Raw genomic sequence first — 15,257 nt, 5'->3', positions numbered from 1 at the left:
CTCCCCCATGTAACCATCCTGTAAATCATAGCGGCGCACTCGGGTTTTGCTGTGATGCGGTCGCGCCTGGCGCTCCACTGTGCTAAAGTATCCCGAACGTCCAAACGACTACAAGGGGGAACTAGAAGATGGCACGTGTGCACAACTTCTCAGCTGGCCCGGCCGCGCTGCCTACAAGCGTGCTCGCCGAGATCGCCGACGAGATGATGGACTACCGCGGCTGCGGCATGTCCGTGCTCGAGATGAGTCATCGATCTAGCATGTACCAGCAGATCATCGACGACGCCGAGGCAACTCTGCGTCGCCTGCTAAGCATCCCCGACAACTACCGCGTCCTGTTTTTGCAGGGCGGCGCCACGCTGCAGTTTGCGGGCATCCCCATGAACCTCATGCGCCGCGGCCGCGCCGGCTACATCGTGACCGGCAACTTTGCCAACAAGGCATACAAGGAGGCCGCCAAGTACGGCGAGGCCGTACTGCTCGCGAGCTCCGAGGACACCAATTTCGACCGCATACCCACCATGGCCGACATCAACGCGCGCATTGCCGCCGAGGCCGCAGGCGACGGGCTCGACTACGTCTACATCTGCCAGAACAACACCATCTTTGGCACCATGTACCACGAGCTGCCCAACTGCGGCGACGTACCGCTGGTCGCCGATGTCTCGAGCTGCTTTTTGTCGCAGCCGCTCAACGTTGAGCACTACGGGCTCATTTACGCCGGCGCGCAAAAAAACGCCGGTGCCGCGGGCGTGACCGTGGTCATCGTGCGCGACGATCTCATCGCAGATGGCCCCGCCTTTGCGCAGACGCCGCAGTACATGGACCTTAAGACCCAGGCCGCCAAGGGCTCCATGCTCAACACGCCCAACACCTTTGGCATCTACGTGTGCGGCAAGGTATTCCGCTGGGTCGAGGAGACCGGCGGACTTGCCGCCATGGCCGAGCGCAACTGGGCCAAGGCCAATCTGCTCTATGACCTGCTCGAGCAAAGTGAGCTGTTCCATGGCACCACGCAGGCCGACAGCCGCTCTATCGCCAACGTCACCTTCCGCACCGGCGACGCCGAGCTCGACGCGGCCTTTGTCGCAGGCGCGGCAGAGCACCAGATTCAAAATGTCAAGGGCCATCGCCTCGTCGGCGGCATGCGCGCCAGCGTCTACAACGCCGTAACCATGGAGGACGTGCAGGCACTGGCCACGTACATGAAGGACTTCGAAGCGCAGCACGGTTTGAGCCAGCGATCTAACTAGCCCGCAGCACGCGGGCCGATCAGCCACTTCAAACCACTTGTTTTAAACAAACCAGCTAAGGAGTTTTTCATGCGCAAGATTAAGACCATCGACGACATCACCAAAGACGGCAAAGTCGAGTTTGGCGAAGGCTACGAATTTGTGAGCACCGCCGAAGAGGCCGACGCCATTCTGATGCGCTCAACCGACCTGCACGGCTACGAGCTGCCCGAGGGAATCCGCGCCATCGCCCGCTGCGGCGCCGGCGTCAACAACATCCCCGTCGAAGAGTACGCCAAGAAGGGCGTCGTCGTCTTTAACTCCCCCGGCGCCAATAGCAATGCCGTCAAGGAGCTCGTCCTAGGCATGCTGGTGCTCTCGAGCCGCGGCGTGGTGCAATCGATGAACTGGGTGCGCGACAACGCCGACGACCCCGAGATTCAGGTCGATGCCGAGAAGGCCAAGAAGGCCTTTGTGGGCCGCGAGCTCAAGGGCAAGCGCATCGGCGTCATCGGCCTGGGCAACGTGGGCTCCAAGGTCGCCAACGCCTGCGTCGACCTGGGCATGGACGCTTACGGCTACGACCCGTTCATTTCCGTCGAGCACGCGTGGGTGCTGAGCCGCGAGGTGCAGCGTGTGGGCACGCTCGAGGATCTCTGCCGCGGCTGCGACTACCTCACCGTACACGTGCCCAGCAAGGCCGACACCATCGGCATGATCAGCACCGAGCAGATTAACCTGCTGGCACCCGACGCCGTGCTCATCAACTACGCGCGCGAGACCATCATCGACGAAGACGCCGTCGACGCCGCCCTGCGCGAGGGTAAGCTCAGCTGGTTTAGCTGCGACTTTGCCACGCCCAAGACCGTCAAGATGCCCAATACGTTTATCACCACGCACTCGGGCGCCGGCACCGGCGAAGCCGAGGCCAACTGCGCCGACATGGCCATCAGCGAGCTCAAGGATTACCTGGAGAACGGTAACATCGCGCACAGCGTCAACTACCCCGCCTGCAGCATGGGCAAGGCGCGCGCCGCGAGCCGCATTGCCTGCCTGCATGCCAACGTGCCCAACATGATCGGCCAGATCACGGCCATCCTGGCCAAGGACAACGCCAACGTGCAGCGCATGACCAACGAGTCCGCCGGCGAGAACGCCTACACCATGTTCGACACCGATGAGCACCTGAACAGCAGCACGATCGAGGCGCTTAAGCAGATTCCGTCGATGTATCGCGTGCGCGTAATCAAATAGCGCCGGCTGATCTGACAGGCAGTTCCCCATGTGGCCTGCCCGTCACTGACATTGAATGCCCGCGGGGCGCCTTTCGCACGAGAGGCGCCCCGTTTTTGTGAGCGCTCCATTAAATGCACCGAGCCGCTTCTTGGCATACAATCTGTATGTTGACCTAACTATCTGTGAGGTGCCTATGGTTGATACAGATTTTGCTTGGCGGCTTACGCAAGGACTCGTGCGGATCGACAGCTCAGACCCGGGTGCGTATGAGGACGAGATTGAGCGCTATATCAAAGCGTTGGTTGAGGAACGGTTGGCGCAGCTGAGCCATCCGGTACTCCATGCCGTGCAGGTTGAGGAACTCGAGGTGCTGCCCGGGCGCCGCAACCTTATGGTCACCGTGCCGGGACTGAGCGACGAGCCACGACTCGTCTATATCTGCCATATGGATACCGTTACGCTGGGCGATGGCTGGGACGCGGACATTCCGCCGCTCGGGACGGTTGTGCGCGACGGCAAGCTCTATGGCCGCGGTGCCTGCGATATGAAGGGTGGCCTGGCCTGCGCCATTGCCGCACTGGTCCATACGCTCGAGCGCGTGGCGACGGATGGCGCGCTGCCCCGCCGCGGCTTTTCGCTCATCTGCTCGGTCGACGAGGAAGACTTTATGCGAGGCTCCGAGGCAGCCATCGATGCCGGCTGGGTCGGTTCGCGCGAATGGGTGCTGGATACCGAGCCCACCGACGGACAGATTCAAGTGGCGCACAAGGGGCGTACGTGGTTCGAGATTGAAATGGCTGGCGTGACAGCGCATGCGAGCCAGCCCTGGAAGGGCGCGGATGCCGTCGCCGCCATGGCCGAGGTCGTGTGCTCGCTTCGCCGCGCATTTGCGGCGCTGCCCGTGCATAATGAGCTGGGGCCTTCGACCATCACGTTTGGCCAAATCGAGGGCGGATATCGCCCCTACGTCGTACCCGACCGCGCCAAAGTCTGGGTCGACATGCGCCTGACCCCGCCGACCGATACGGCCGCCGCGACGCGCATGGTAGAGCAGGCCATCGCCGTCGCCGAAGCCGCCGTTCCCGGTTGCCATGGCAGCTACACCGTGACGGGCGACCGCCCCGCCATCGAGCGCGACCCGAACTCTCCCCTTCTAGCAGCGCTCAAGCGTGCCGCCGATGACGTGACGGACGCGGACACGACCGTCGGCTTCTTTACCGGCTACACCGACACCGCCGTCATTGCCGGCAAGACAGGTAACCGCAATTGCATGAGCTACGGTCCCGGGTCGCTCGCGCTCGCGCACAAGCCCAACGAATATGTGCCCCACGCCGATATCGTTCGTTGTCAGCAGGTGCTAATCGCGCTCGCCGATAACGTGCTCTGGGACGCGAGCGGCCAGGTTGGGGCATAATAAGCCGCGAACAAACCGACTCGTGCGTTAGGACCGCCCATGAAAGCACTTCCGTTTCCCTGCATCCGCCCGGCTCAGGACCGCGTGCTCGAGGCGCTGCCGCAGATGGGCGGCATCTTGAGCGGCAACGACGCCCTGCGCGGCGCCATTGCCGATGGCCTGATGCTCAAAGACCCGGGTGCGGCGTATTACGTGTACGAATGCTCGGGCGAGCCGGGACGTGTGACGGGCGTCGTGGCGATCTGCCCGGTTAACGTGCTGACGGCTAGCGATGAGGCTGCCGCCGAGAGCGTCGACGCACTCGCCGCCGCGCGCGCGATCGCCGAGCTCAAGGTGCAGCCGCGCCCCGTGTCGCTCGCCTACGAGGCGTCGCCCGTCATGGACATCATCCTGAGCGCTGCCAAAGAGGGCGCCTCGCTCTACGCCGTCACCGATCCTGCGGGCATCACGCACCGCGTGTGGGAGGTCAAGCGCGAGGACGCCGTCGGCGCCATCCGTGCCATGCTCGACCAGGCGCCGGAGCCGGCACTGGCCGACGACCCTGCCTACGCCGCCGCTCTGACCGGGGCGTCGCAGCTGCTGGCCGATGAGACCCGTGCCGCCGGCACCTACACGGGCAAAGAGCCGTTCAACTTTGCCGTAGCCGCGCTCCTCCCCGCCGCGCAGGTCAGCGGCGGCGCACCGCAGGTTCCGACGGGTCTGCTCACGCACCAAGTCGCGCGGTTCTAGCAAGACCAGACCGCGCAGCACAAAAATCGGCAGCTCAACAAACAGGGGGCGGAGATGCAGCAGGTACATGCATCTCCGCCCCTTTTGCATCGAGAAGTTATGCCGGCGACCCGAGCCGCCACGCTCGCGTTATCCGCGCTGCGGACCTGCAGTAGCCACAAGCGGTTCAAGGCCCAGCTCGCGTGCGTAATCCTCCTGCGTAAAAATCTCAATCAGCTCAAACGTGTCGGATTCGTCGTCAAACGCAAAGTGCAGCACCGAGCAGTTGCCCGGCACACGGTCGCGCTCGTCGGCCGCCGCGCCCTTCACGTGGTCCATGAACTCCTTGATGGCAGAGCCATGGCTTACCGCGAGCACGCACGTATGGTCCGGACGCTGCATAAGCTCGGTCAACGTCGCCACCATGCGCTCGCGCACCTGCATCTGGCCCTCGCCGCCAAACTGGCGATAGAAGTCGCGCCACGGGCGCTCGGGCATGAGCACCACGCGCTCGGCCTCAAAGTCGCCAAAGAACCACTCACGCAGGCCGTCCAGGCGCTCGTACGCCAAGCCCGGCCACAAGTTGGCGATAGTCTGCTCGGTGCGATGAAGCGTGGAGGTGTAGGCATGATCGGGCTCAATGCCGCGCGCACGTAAAAACATGCCGGCGCGCGCCGCCTGGTCGCAACCCAACTGCGTAAGCGGCGAGTCACTCCAGCCCTGAATAATGCGCTTAAGGTTGAATATCGTCTGTCCATGACGGACCAGATACAGATCTTTATTCATAGGGGTCCTTTCGTTCGTTACCAACCCAAGAGCGAAAACGCCCCGTCGCAATAGCCAAAATGAAGCACGGCACCGTTGTCGGGTAGTTCTCCCTCGCCAGTCACATACTCAAGAAACTCCTGGCAGGCTGAGCCGTGGGAAACCGCCAGCACGCAGTCGTGTTGCGGCCTGGCCATGATGCGGGACAGCGCCGCGACCATGCGCGACTGAAGCTGCACTTCCGACTCGCCGCCAAAGGCCACCGGATAATCGCCCCAGGGCCGCGGCGGCATCTCGCGATTTGATGTGCCCTCCAGCGAGCCAAAATGCCACTCACGCAGGTCATCGACCAGCTCAATGGAACGGCCCTCGCCAACGATAAGCTCGGCCGTATGCCGCGCCCGGCCCAACGGCGAGGAATACACATGATCAAAGGCCACGCCACGCGCCGCAAACGCCGTACGCGCCGTCAGCGCCTGCTCGCGCCCGCGCGCCGTAAGTGGCGAATCGTGCCAGCCCTGCAAAATGCTCTGCACATTGAGCTCAGTCTGCCCATGCCGCACCAAATACAGATCGGCCACATGCCCTCCCCTCGTACCACCACAAAGGGAACAGGCACCTTTGTGGTGGTTTACCGCCGGATCACGCCGCGGTGACGCTCAACTACACCAGCACGTCGACGAGCGAACGCTTGGGTACGTGGTGCACCTGTGCCTCGTCGCGCCAATAATTGATGGAGCCGTCGGGGTTAGAATCGATCGCATCGATCACCTGTGTCTCGGCCGGAACGCCAAACGCCATGATCAGCTTGAGCTCATACTTGTCGTTATCGAGCCCCATGGCATCGATCGCGTGGGGCGTAAAGGCCTTGAACATGCAGGCTGCCACCTCGGGCGTGGCGCTGCGGGCGGCGAGCATCATCGTCTGCGCGGCAATGCCCGTGTCGACCTCGGCAATGGGAGCGGCTGGCTTGCCCGGAACGGCGCGCTCGGCCAAAATCGCGATGTAGCCGGTCGGGCGCTCACCCTCGGCAGGACCCGGCCAATCCTTAAGCGCACCGGCCCACGCGAGCTCATCAAATACGCGCGCGCAATCCTCGGCACCGCTCACCACATGAAAACGAAGACGCTGAGCATTGGCACCACAGGGAGTCAGGTGCGCCAGCTCCGCCAGCTCAAGCAAAAGCTCACGCGGCACGCGCATGGACTCGTCAAAGCGACGGCACGTACGGGCGCGGCGAACCAACGCATCAAACGCGTTCAAGCCGAGCTTTTCGCAACCCTGCTTTGCCATCGTCTCGGCGCTTACCGGCGCCGCGGGAACTGCTTCGTTCATAGGGACCCCCAATACAAGCCAATTGTCCTTAGGAGAATCTAACCTAAAACGTAGGCAATAACGAACAGGGCTGCAATGTTCTACACCTGTTGAATAGAAAATCGCGACGTGGGGAACAACGGAAACAATTCGGGACCTTTGGGTTACGTTTCGCCCTCCCCGACCCATACGCCAGCGCCTTTAAGCGATACTGGTTGTAACGATCAAGGCTTACGCCGCACGGAAAGGAGACATTATGGGCATCTTTAAGAACGATGACCAAAAATCGAGCCAGTTTGGATTTGACGAGAAAAGCATGGCGGGCAAAGCCGTCAAGGCCGTACGCTGGATCTACGCCATCACGGGCGTCTTAGCGCTCATTGCTGGTATCGCGCTGCTTTTTGCACCCGCCAAGTCCCTCGTCTTTTTGACGACCGTCCTGGGTTTTTACTTTGTAATCACCGCTGCCATCAGGCTGTTCACTGCCATTTTTGAGCCGCTGCTGCCCACCGGCTGGCGCGTGACGAGCATCATCTCCAACCTACTCATTATCTTGGGCGGCGTCATAATCCTGCGCAACCAGGCTTTCTCGACCGCGACGCTCACCACGATGGTGGTTATCGTGGCCGGCTTTGGCTGGATTGTCGAAGGTGTCATGTCCATTCTGGAGTCCGAGCTTTCGTCCAACCGTGCCCTCGCCATCCTGAGCGGCGCACTCTCCATCATCGCCGGCATGTTCGTGTTTATTTATCCGCTGTGGTCGGCCAAGATGCTCGTCATCTTTAGCGGCGCCGCGCTGCTGGTGTTTGGCGTAACGCTGATTGTTCGCGCTATTCAATTTGGCAAACTGGTGCACTAGATGCCGCGAACGCTCTTTATTGATGCCGACGCCTGCCCGGTCACGCGCGAGTCGATTGACTGCGCGCGGCGGGCGGGCGTCGCCGTTGTTATCGCCGGCAACAGCACGCAAAACTTGGAACGGCACATTCGCCGCGACGACCCGCGCGATGCCGAGCACGCGCGACGCGGCTTTTGGGTCACGACGCTCGATGTGGGCGTGGGCGCCGACAGCGCCGACTTTGCCATTGTCGAACGCCTGCAGGCGGGCGACGTAGTCGTGACGCAGGACATTGGCTTGGCGAGCATGGTGCTCGGCCGCGATGCCGCCGCAATCGGTGTGCGCGGGCGCGTCTACGACAAGGCGACCATCGACATGCAACTGTTTATTCGCCACGAGGAAAAGAAGGTGCGCCGCGCCGGCGGACGCACTCGCGGACCGGCGGCATTTACCAGCGAAGACCGCGCTCGCTTTAAGCGCAACCTCACCGAGCTGCTGCGCTAACCAAGGTAGATTTTTGGGACATGCCTAAAAATCTACCTTTTTTTTGGCAGCGGGGAATGCCCCGGTCACAGGGGTAGATCGTAAGACATGTCCCAATAATCTACTTAAAGGCCAAAGGCAGAAAGGATAAGACCCCAGCCCGCACCGATGACGTACATCATGATCAGGAACAGGACGTTTTCGCGGGCGCTGCGGTTGGTGCGGAACAGCACCAGGTAGCCCACACCTGCAGAGATGAGCGTGCCGGCGAGCATCGGGGCCAGCTGCAGCGCGCCTTCCAGGTACAGTTGCGTGATGACGACGCTGGCCGAGCAGTTGGGAATCAGGCCGACGAGTGCCGAGCCCAGGACCGCAAGCGTCTCGTTGCCGCGCAGGAACTGCTCGATTGCGGACTCGCCGAACGACTCGAGCACGGCGACCAGAATCAGCGTCACCAGAAAAATGAATACCGAGACCTGCACGGTGTGCGAAATCGCGCTGCGTATGATCGACAGGACAGGCGTCCCTTCGTGGGAGTGGGAGTGACCGTGGCCATCATGGTGTTCATGCTCGCCCTCATGACCGTGATCGTGGCCATGTCCGTGGTCGTGCTCGTCCTCGTCTTCATCACAACCGCAATGGTCGCGCTCGCACAGCTCGTGGATGTGGTCGGCGCTCACGCCCGCCTCGGCCACCTCGTCGATGATGTCACCGCCAGTGTGGTCGTCGTGCGCGCAGTTCACGTGGGCCGGGTTGGCCGCGGTTCCCAGCACGGTGCGGCGAATCGCCGCATGCGCGCGAGCGTTACGACGCAGGCCGCGAATGGCGGCGTCCACGATAAAGCCCGTGACCAGCGCGATCAATGCCTTCGAAGCCAAAAGCATCGCCATGGTCTGCACGAGCACCTGCTCGGCGAGCAACAGCGGCAGCATCTCATCGGAGGTCGAAAGGAACACCGCCACCAACGTACCCAAGGTCACGACACGACCGGCATACAGCGTGGCCGCCATTGCCGAAAAGCCGCACTGCGGCACCATGCCCAGCAACGAGCCAACCACGGGGCCCGCGGCTCCGGCACGCTTGATGGCGCCGTTAACGCGGTTGCCCGCAACATGTTCGAGCGTCTCGAGGGCCAGATACGTCACCAACAAAAACGGCACCAGCGAGAGCGTGTCCTTGCCGGCGTCGAGCAGAATATCAATCAACAAACCCATGACGGATGGAACCTTTCGTGTCTTTCGGCAGCATTGTAAAAGTCCTAGCGGTCAACTAGGGTATTGTAGTTATCCTAGGCGCGATGCCAATAGTTGCCCATGGTAAACTATCATCTCGCCACATCTTAATGACTCAAAGCCGCACGACGCGGCCCATCCAAGGAGCAGTTATATGAACGTTTCACAAGCACTCGAATACGAGCGCCAGCCGTTTATTCCAATGTTTATCTATGGCGATCATGGCGCCATGGAGTCCGAGCGCCAGAAGGGCGAAGAGGCCCTTAAGGTGCTCGAAACCGAGTACTTTACCGCCGAGGGCGACCCCAGCTTCGACTTTGCCACCGTGCGCGACCTGGCTGACCGCAACCGCGACCTGTGCGACCAGATTGGCGAGGCGCGCCTGCGCAACGTGACGCCCGCGACGCTTTCGCGCGGTCTGTCCGACGCCGACACCTGCGCCGCCATCGGCAAGATGCAAAAGCGCACCGCCGCGTCCGTCATGCGCGAGATCCGCGGCGACCGCGACGCGCTCGGCGTGGCGTACGCCCGCAAGCCTATCCAAGGCACAGTGCTCGGCATCGACATCGAGACCACCGGCCGTGCACCCGAGCGCGGCTACATCATCAACGTGGGCTGGGAGATCATGGAGCTCACCAGCGACGCCGTCCCGCACGACGCCGAGGCACACTACTGCGGCCTGCCCGATATCTACCGCGGCGAGGATGTGCCGCTGTCGAATATCCACCACATCACCTGGGACGACATCGACGGCAAAACGCCCTTCCGCGAGAACAAAGAGCTGCAAAAGCAGCTGCTCAAGCTTATGAAGAAGTACCCGTACATGGCACACAACGCCGCCTTTGAGGACAGCTGGTTCAAGATTCACCTGGACGGTTACGCCGAGGCGCGTCGTGCCGGCAAGATTATCGTCATCGACTCGCGCCAGATCTGCCGCAGCCTGGATGCCGACGTCCGCTCGCTCCCCCGCGAATCCGCCCCCGCCGCGCTCGAGAACTGGGCGCGCCGCCGTGGAACCCTCGCCGCCGACGCCAACGAGCAGCATCTGGGTCTGGACGACACCGACCTCATGCTCCGCACCGTCCAAGCCGAGTTCAACCTCAAGAACCTGTTTGACAAGTAGAAACGTCTACGACAAACTCCGGCGTAGATCACGGGCGGCCTCGCAGCGGGAAACCCCGCAGCGGGGCCGCCCTACGTTCCACAAATAAACCTGCCATCACAAATTCTGAACCCTCATTTTGAATGATTTCGGCCAATTCCCGACACGTAATTCGTTGTCGGATGGTGATGCATCACTATCAAATGTGCGGCAATTGAGTATTTATATGCTATAGCTAAGCTGCGAAAACTTTTATTTAGGGCATACCAACTCATAATTGCGTCAAGTTTTTGGACAGCATTTGGTTAGACCTCTAAAACGACTTTTTCACTCAGCGCCATCAACACGGCATTAGCTGACACGATATATACCATGAGTATCGTATTGTCACATACCACTGCAAAAGCGGTCTACCAGGCCGTGCATTCGGTGTCTGCGAAAGGCATCGAGTTCTGTAACCCTGCCGCGATTTACGGATCATGTCCCACCGGAACGCTCCTTGACGCAGCCGCAGAATGGCTCACCAAACATGATGTTTCCCTCGACGCAAATGATTCCCTCGAGGTAATGGTGTTTCATCGCAGGAACGCGCGCTATGCAATGAACTGTCAATGCCACGTTTCTTCAAAACGATTCTCGAACTCACGCTTTATAGAGCTCAAAGATGGCATCTTCATTGTTAGCGTTGAGCTTTGCGCACTTCAGGCCGCCACCTATCTTTCTTTTCGTGAACTGGTGGAGTACTACTTTGAACTGTGCGGCGCTTATTCCCTTGGAACCGGCTCTTCCACCTCTTATAGCGAGCGTTTCGCGCTCACCTCGACCGAGAGGTTAAAGCAGTTCTTTAATTCCATTACCAGATGCGACGGTCTGGCCCTTGCCCGAAAGGCAATCCAATGTGTGCGCGACGGATGCCGGTCTCCTATGGAAACGGCCTTTGTCATGATGCTAACGCTGCCCAAAAGCGAAGGAGGGCTTGGTATTAAGGGAATTGAGACCGATTACGAGGTGCAGGTCACCGCCGCCGCAAAGAATCTCACGAGACGCAAAAAGTTCTTTATGGATGCGTATCTAAAGAAATCTCGCACAGACATTGAATACAACGGTTTTTATCATGACGCGGAAGAAGACCGCGCCATCGATGAGGAGCGCAAGAATGCACTTGCGTCCATGGGGTACGGAATCATCACCGTCAGCCGTTATTCCTTTATGCATGCCAGCTCTTTTGTTAGGGTCATGGAAGCAATCCAGCGGAAAGAGGGCGTACGCCCCTCGCGTCTGCCAAAAGACTTTCAAATCATGCAAGAGGACCTGAGACAGTTTGTGCTCAGAAGGTTTATAGAAGAGAAAAAGCGAATTCAGAAGCAGCTTCGCCAGGATTCCGAAGAGCGTCAACGAATCGACCTCGAAAAAGCAACGCTCGAAGGCATCACGCTGGATGACCCGACAATTAATGAAGTTCCGGCAATCGATGACATGCAGACTGTCGAATCCGACAGCCCATCATTTGCCCAAACAAGCAGCCTCGCGCCCGAGGGCAGGGTCTTCGGGGCCGGAGACTAGGCCGGCTAACAAGGTGGGTACCCTAGCGACGTGCAAAATTGCGAGTATTCAGCAGGGTCGGGTGTCTATCACCCTCGAGTGGATCCAAATGTGAAGCGAAATCACTCTTGCGTGAGAGCGTTAGGCAACATTTGAGGAAGAACTCATCGGATTAACACCCTAAGATAACTCTTGAACTGCATTATATGACCTGCAATAAATTAGCGGACCCCCTATAGTTGCAGAATACTCCATTTTTTGCACGGCACGAGGGTACCCACCTTGGCATCGACTATCAAAAAACGCTCAGTCCGGGATCTCGTCCACTATTCCCCATCATTTTGTACAACGAATTACCTGAACGTCATTGACATATGAACATGCACTCATATAATCGAAAGTAAATTATATGAGCGCATGTTCATATGAAAGGATATTGCAATGAGCATCCGCGTTGATGAAACGAAACTCGACATCGAGGCCACCGAACCCGCGATCCCGACCACCTGCTCGCCCGAGGACCTTCCCGACGAGGAGCTTCTCTACGACCTCGCCGACCTGTTCAAGGTCTTCAGCGACACCACGCGCATCAAGATCCTCTATGCCCTCATGGGCCGCGAGCTCTGCGTGGCAGACATCGCCGAAGCGACCGAAACCTCGCAGTCGGCAGTATCGCACCAGCTGCGCACACTCAAGCAGTCGCACCTGGTTAAATTCCGGCGCGACGGGCGCAATATCCTCTACTCGCTCGCCGACGACCACGTCTACACCATGCTCAACCAGGGCATGAGCCACATCTGCGAATAGCAGCCAACCACGGTACCAGCGCGGCCTGCACCCAAGCCGCAAATACAGGGAAAGGAACCCACCATGAAAAAGCAGTTTAAGCTCGATGAGATCGACTGCGCCAACTGTGCGCGCGAGCTTCAGGACGAGCTGGCCAAGCTCGAGGGCGTCAAATCCGTGTCCGTCAACTTTATGACCCAGAAGTTGACGCTCGAGGCCGATGACGCCGAGTTCGACGAGGTGCTCAACCGCGTTGTAGAGTTTACGGCCGACGCCGAGCCGGACTGCGAGATCATTCTCTAGCCCAGGTTTACGCCAACCTGCAAGGCCGCGATTGCCGCGGCCTTTGCTCGCGAAATTATATGAGCGAGTGTTCATACATTCAAATGGGAGGATACGAGTCATGGCCACCGCCGACCCCAAGAAGAAAAAGAAGAAGCGCAAGAAGAAAGAGTCACTCGAGCATAAGCGCAACCGCATCCTGGTAGCGCTGGGCATTTTTGCCGTGGTGTACGCCCTCGATGAGTTCGGCACCCTCACCGCCGCATTCGGTACCCCGGGCGACATCTACGCCAGCTTTGTGCTGTTCCTCGTACCGTTTTTGATTGCCGGCTACGACGTGCTGCAAAAGGCATTCAATAACATCCGCCGCGGCAAGGCCTTCGACGAGAGTTTCCTTATGGCAGTCGCGACCATCGGCGCGTTTGCCATGGTGCTCTTCCCCGATACCGACCCGCACATGGCCGAAGGCGCCGCCGTCATGCTGTTCTACCAGGTCGGCGAGCTGTTCCAGGCGTACGCCGTGGGCAAGAGCCGCAAGTCGATCAGTGCCATGATGGACATCGCGCCCGACTACGCTAACGTCGAGCAGCCCGACGGCACACTCGAGCAGGTCTTCCCCGATGACATCGCCGTCGGCACCGTGATTGTGGTCAAGCCCGGCGAGCGCGTGCCCATCGACGGCGTCATCGTCGAAGGCGAAACCCAGCTCGACACCGCCGCCCTTACCGGTGAGTCGGTCCCCCGCCCGGCCAAAACCGGAGACGATATCATCAGCGGCTGCATCAACATGACGGGGCTCATCCACGTGCGCACCACCAAGCCCTTTGGCGAGTCCACCGTCGCGCGCGTCCTGGAGCTCGTAGAAAACGCCAGCGAAAAGAAGGCGCGCACCGAGAACTTCATCACGCGCTTTGCCCGCATCTACACGCCCGCCGTCACCGGCGCTGCCGCGGTACTCGCGCTCGGCGGCGGCTTGGTCACCGGCGCCTGGTCCGACTGGATCCTACGCGGCCTGACCTTCCTGGTCGTCAGCTGCCCGTGCGCGCTCGTGATCAGCGTGCCGCTGAGCTTCTTTGGCGGCATCGGCGGCGCGTCCAAGCTGGGCGTTCTCATCAAGGGTTCTAACTACCTCGAGACGCTCGCCGACGTGGACACCGTCGTCTTTGACAAGACGGGCACCCTCACCAACGGCACGTTCTCGGTGGTCGCGGTACACCCCGAGGCCGGCTATACCGAGCAGTCGTTGCTCGAAGTCGCAGCCCTTGCTGAGTCGTTCTCCGATCACCCCATCGCGCAGTCCGTACGTGTCGCCTACCAGGGCGAGGTCGACCCCAAGCGCGTAAGCGACTCCACCAACGACGCGGGCCATGGCGTGACGGCAACCATCGACGGCAAGCACGTCGTCGTTGGCAACGCAAAGATGCTCGCCGCGGCCGGAGTCGAAGCGCCCGATTGCGAGGTCGTCGGCACCATCCTCCACGTGCTAGTCGATGGCATCTATGCCGGCCACATTGTAATTGCCGACACCATAAAGGCCGATGCCGAGCAGACGATCCGCGACCTGCACGCCGCCGGCGTCAAGCGCACCGTCATGCTCACGGGCGACCGCGAGGAAGTGGCTGCTGCGGTGGCCAAGCGGCTGGGGCTCGACGAGTTCCACGCGCAGCTGCTGCCGGGCGACAAGGTCGAGCGTGTTGAAGCGCTGCTGGCAGCCGAATCGGGCAAGGGCAAGCTCGCCTTTGTGGGCGACGGCATCAACGATGCGCCCGTGCTTACGCGCGCCGATGTGGGCATTGCCATGGGCGCTATGGGTTCTGACGCTGCGATCGAGGCCGCCGATGTCGTGCTCATGGACGACAAGCCGTCCAACATTTCCCGCGCGATCCGCGTGGCACGCAAGACCATGACGATCGTCTGGCAGAACATCATCTTTGCGCTGGGCGTTAAGCTGCTGATCCTTGTGCTGGCAGCGCTGGGCATCGCCAACATGTGGCTTGCCGTGTTCGGCGACGTAGGCGTGGCGATCATCGCCATCCTGAACGCCATGCGCGCGATGGGTGTCAAGAACTTGTAGCGTTCGTGGGCTGTCCGGCCGGGGCCGGGCTTGGTTTTGAAAACGTCCTCGACCAATGAAGTGCCCCCGTTCTGCTCCTTCGGAGCTACGAACGGGGGCACTTCTGGTCTGACGCTCCTATTTGGCAAGGTGTTTTTTAGAATCCATTTTGCGCTCGGCCTCGAACGCCCGTCTGTCCCAATCGAGCGGAAGTCCGGCCTCGACCCATGCCTCGTAGGCCCTCCTTATGGGCTTGAGCTCCCTTTGGCC

General features: G+C 60.5%; 15 protein-coding genes. 11 read left to right on the top strand and 4 right to left on the bottom strand.

Annotation, left to right across the window (positions count from 1 at the left end):
• Positions 1-128 precede the first annotated feature (128 nt).
• The 4 genes from serC to ABHU32_RS02395 all read left to right on the top strand — a co-directional run bounded on the left by serC (position 129) and on the right by ABHU32_RS02395 (position 4,611).
• Entirely contained in the window at positions 129-1,253 is a 1,125-nt protein-coding gene (serC, locus tag ABHU32_RS02410; protein ID WP_346978786.1) for a 3-phosphoserine/phosphohydroxythreonine transaminase, read from the top strand.
• A gap of 69 nt (positions 1,254-1,322) precedes the next feature.
• Positions 1,323-2,486: a phosphoglycerate dehydrogenase gene (locus tag ABHU32_RS02405; protein WP_346978784.1), complete on the top strand. Its 1,164-nt coding sequence runs from the start codon at positions 1,323-1,325 to the stop codon at positions 2,484-2,486.
• Between the two features lie 175 nt (positions 2,487-2,661).
• Positions 2,662-3,882 (top strand): M20 family metallopeptidase, encoded by a 1,221-nt coding sequence (locus ABHU32_RS02400; protein ID WP_346978783.1) that lies wholly within the window; start codon positions 2,662-2,664, stop codon positions 3,880-3,882.
• A 39-nt stretch (positions 3,883-3,921) separates the two neighbouring features.
• Positions 3,922-4,611, top strand: coding sequence for a DUF1015 family protein (locus tag ABHU32_RS02395; RefSeq protein WP_346978781.1), 690 nt, complete (start codon positions 3,922-3,924; stop codon positions 4,609-4,611).
• 129 nt (positions 4,612-4,740) lie between these two features.
• On the opposite strand, the gene ABHU32_RS02390 is transcribed toward ABHU32_RS02395, so the two are convergent.
• From ABHU32_RS02390 to ABHU32_RS02380, 3 genes are all read right to left on the bottom strand, one after another.
• Complete coding sequence (locus ABHU32_RS02390; RefSeq protein WP_346978779.1) at positions 4,741-5,376, bottom strand: histidine phosphatase family protein; 636 nt, start codon at positions 5,374-5,376, stop codon at positions 4,741-4,743.
• A gap of 17 nt (positions 5,377-5,393) precedes the next feature.
• A complete protein-coding gene (locus ABHU32_RS02385; protein ID WP_346978777.1) occupies positions 5,394-5,936 on the bottom strand; it encodes a histidine phosphatase family protein in 543 nt (180 codons plus the stop codon).
• An 82-nt stretch (positions 5,937-6,018) separates the two neighbouring features.
• Positions 6,019-6,690: a nitroreductase family protein gene (locus tag ABHU32_RS02380; protein WP_346978775.1), complete on the bottom strand. Its 672-nt coding sequence runs from the start codon at positions 6,688-6,690 to the stop codon at positions 6,019-6,021.
• Between the two features lie 235 nt (positions 6,691-6,925).
• On the opposite strand from ABHU32_RS02380, the gene ABHU32_RS02375 reads away from it, so the two are divergent.
• Entirely contained in the window at positions 6,926-7,528 is a 603-nt protein-coding gene (locus tag ABHU32_RS02375; RefSeq protein ID WP_117797862.1) for an HdeD family acid-resistance protein, read from the top strand.
• Positions 7,529-8,011 (top strand): YaiI/YqxD family protein, encoded by a 483-nt coding sequence (locus tag ABHU32_RS02370; RefSeq protein WP_346978773.1) that lies wholly within the window; start codon positions 7,529-7,531, stop codon positions 8,009-8,011.
• A gap of 104 nt (positions 8,012-8,115) precedes the next feature.
• On the opposite strand, the gene ABHU32_RS02365 is transcribed toward ABHU32_RS02370, so the two are convergent.
• The gene (locus ABHU32_RS02365) at positions 8,116-9,204 is read right to left on the bottom strand and encodes a putative manganese transporter (protein ID WP_346978772.1); all 1,089 of its coding nucleotides are present in this window, start codon (positions 9,202-9,204) and stop codon (positions 8,116-8,118) included.
• Between the two features lie 172 nt (positions 9,205-9,376).
• Here ABHU32_RS02365 and ABHU32_RS02360 point away from each other — a divergent pair, with 172 nt between their 5' ends.
• The 5 genes from ABHU32_RS02360 to ABHU32_RS02340 all read left to right on the top strand — a co-directional run bounded on the left by ABHU32_RS02360 (position 9,377) and on the right by ABHU32_RS02340 (position 15,008).
• Positions 9,377-10,345 (top strand): 3'-5' exonuclease, encoded by a 969-nt coding sequence (locus tag ABHU32_RS02360; RefSeq protein ID WP_148332813.1) that lies wholly within the window; start codon positions 9,377-9,379, stop codon positions 10,343-10,345.
• A gap of 351 nt (positions 10,346-10,696) precedes the next feature.
• Entirely contained in the window at positions 10,697-11,887 is a 1,191-nt protein-coding gene (locus tag ABHU32_RS02355) for a hypothetical protein (protein WP_346978771.1), read from the top strand.
• Between the two features lie 420 nt (positions 11,888-12,307).
• Positions 12,308-12,673 (top strand): ArsR/SmtB family transcription factor, encoded by a 366-nt coding sequence (locus tag ABHU32_RS02350; protein ID WP_035137284.1) that lies wholly within the window; start codon positions 12,308-12,310, stop codon positions 12,671-12,673.
• A 63-nt stretch (positions 12,674-12,736) separates the two neighbouring features.
• Entirely contained in the window at positions 12,737-12,955 is a 219-nt protein-coding gene (locus tag ABHU32_RS02345; RefSeq protein ID WP_035137286.1) for a cation transporter, read from the top strand.
• A gap of 100 nt (positions 12,956-13,055) precedes the next feature.
• Positions 13,056-15,008, top strand: a complete 1,953-nt coding sequence (locus tag ABHU32_RS02340) for a heavy metal translocating P-type ATPase (protein WP_346978770.1) — start codon at positions 13,056-13,058, stop codon at positions 15,006-15,008.
• Positions 15,009-15,257: the final 249 nt, after the last annotated feature.

The organism is Collinsella aerofaciens (genome assembly GCF_039758965.1).
GTDB classification, from domain to species: Bacteria; Actinomycetota; Coriobacteriia; order Coriobacteriales; family Coriobacteriaceae; genus Collinsella; species Collinsella aerofaciens_BR.
Note: the sequence above shows the minus strand (reverse complement) of the source record. Positions and strands in the feature narration are given on the sequence as shown.

What these genes read in the sequence shown, in the direction of transcription:
- serC (WP_346978786.1), top strand. Translation starts at nt 129, where the DNA reads ATGGCACGTGTGCACAACTTCTCAGCTGGCCCGGCCGCGCTGCCTACA.
- ABHU32_RS02405 (WP_346978784.1), top strand. Translation starts at nt 1,323, where the DNA reads ATGCGCAAGATTAAGACCATCGACGACATCACCAAAGACGGCAAAGTC.
- ABHU32_RS02400 (WP_346978783.1), top strand. Translation starts at nt 2,662, where the DNA reads ATGGTTGATACAGATTTTGCTTGGCGGCTTACGCAAGGACTCGTGCGG.
- ABHU32_RS02395 (WP_346978781.1), top strand. Translation starts at nt 3,922, where the DNA reads ATGAAAGCACTTCCGTTTCCCTGCATCCGCCCGGCTCAGGACCGCGTG.
- ABHU32_RS02390 (WP_346978779.1), bottom strand. Translation starts at nt 5,376, where the DNA reads ATGAATAAAGATCTGTATCTGGTCCGTCATGGACAGACGATATTCAAC.
- ABHU32_RS02380 (WP_346978775.1), bottom strand. Translation starts at nt 6,690, where the DNA reads ATGAACGAAGCAGTTCCCGCGGCGCCGGTAAGCGCCGAGACGATGGCA.
- ABHU32_RS02375 (WP_117797862.1), top strand. Translation starts at nt 6,926, where the DNA reads ATGGGCATCTTTAAGAACGATGACCAAAAATCGAGCCAGTTTGGATTT.
- ABHU32_RS02370 (WP_346978773.1), top strand. Translation starts at nt 7,529, where the DNA reads ATGCCGCGAACGCTCTTTATTGATGCCGACGCCTGCCCGGTCACGCGC.
- ABHU32_RS02365 (WP_346978772.1), bottom strand. Translation starts at nt 9,204, where the DNA reads ATGGGTTTGTTGATTGATATTCTGCTCGACGCCGGCAAGGACACGCTC.
- ABHU32_RS02360 (WP_148332813.1), top strand. Translation starts at nt 9,377, where the DNA reads ATGAACGTTTCACAAGCACTCGAATACGAGCGCCAGCCGTTTATTCCA.
- ABHU32_RS02355 (WP_346978771.1), top strand. Translation starts at nt 10,697, where the DNA reads ATGAGTATCGTATTGTCACATACCACTGCAAAAGCGGTCTACCAGGCC.
- ABHU32_RS02350 (WP_035137284.1), top strand. Translation starts at nt 12,308, where the DNA reads ATGAGCATCCGCGTTGATGAAACGAAACTCGACATCGAGGCCACCGAA.
- ABHU32_RS02345 (WP_035137286.1), top strand. Translation starts at nt 12,737, where the DNA reads ATGAAAAAGCAGTTTAAGCTCGATGAGATCGACTGCGCCAACTGTGCG.
- ABHU32_RS02340 (WP_346978770.1), top strand. Translation starts at nt 13,056, where the DNA reads ATGGCCACCGCCGACCCCAAGAAGAAAAAGAAGAAGCGCAAGAAGAAA.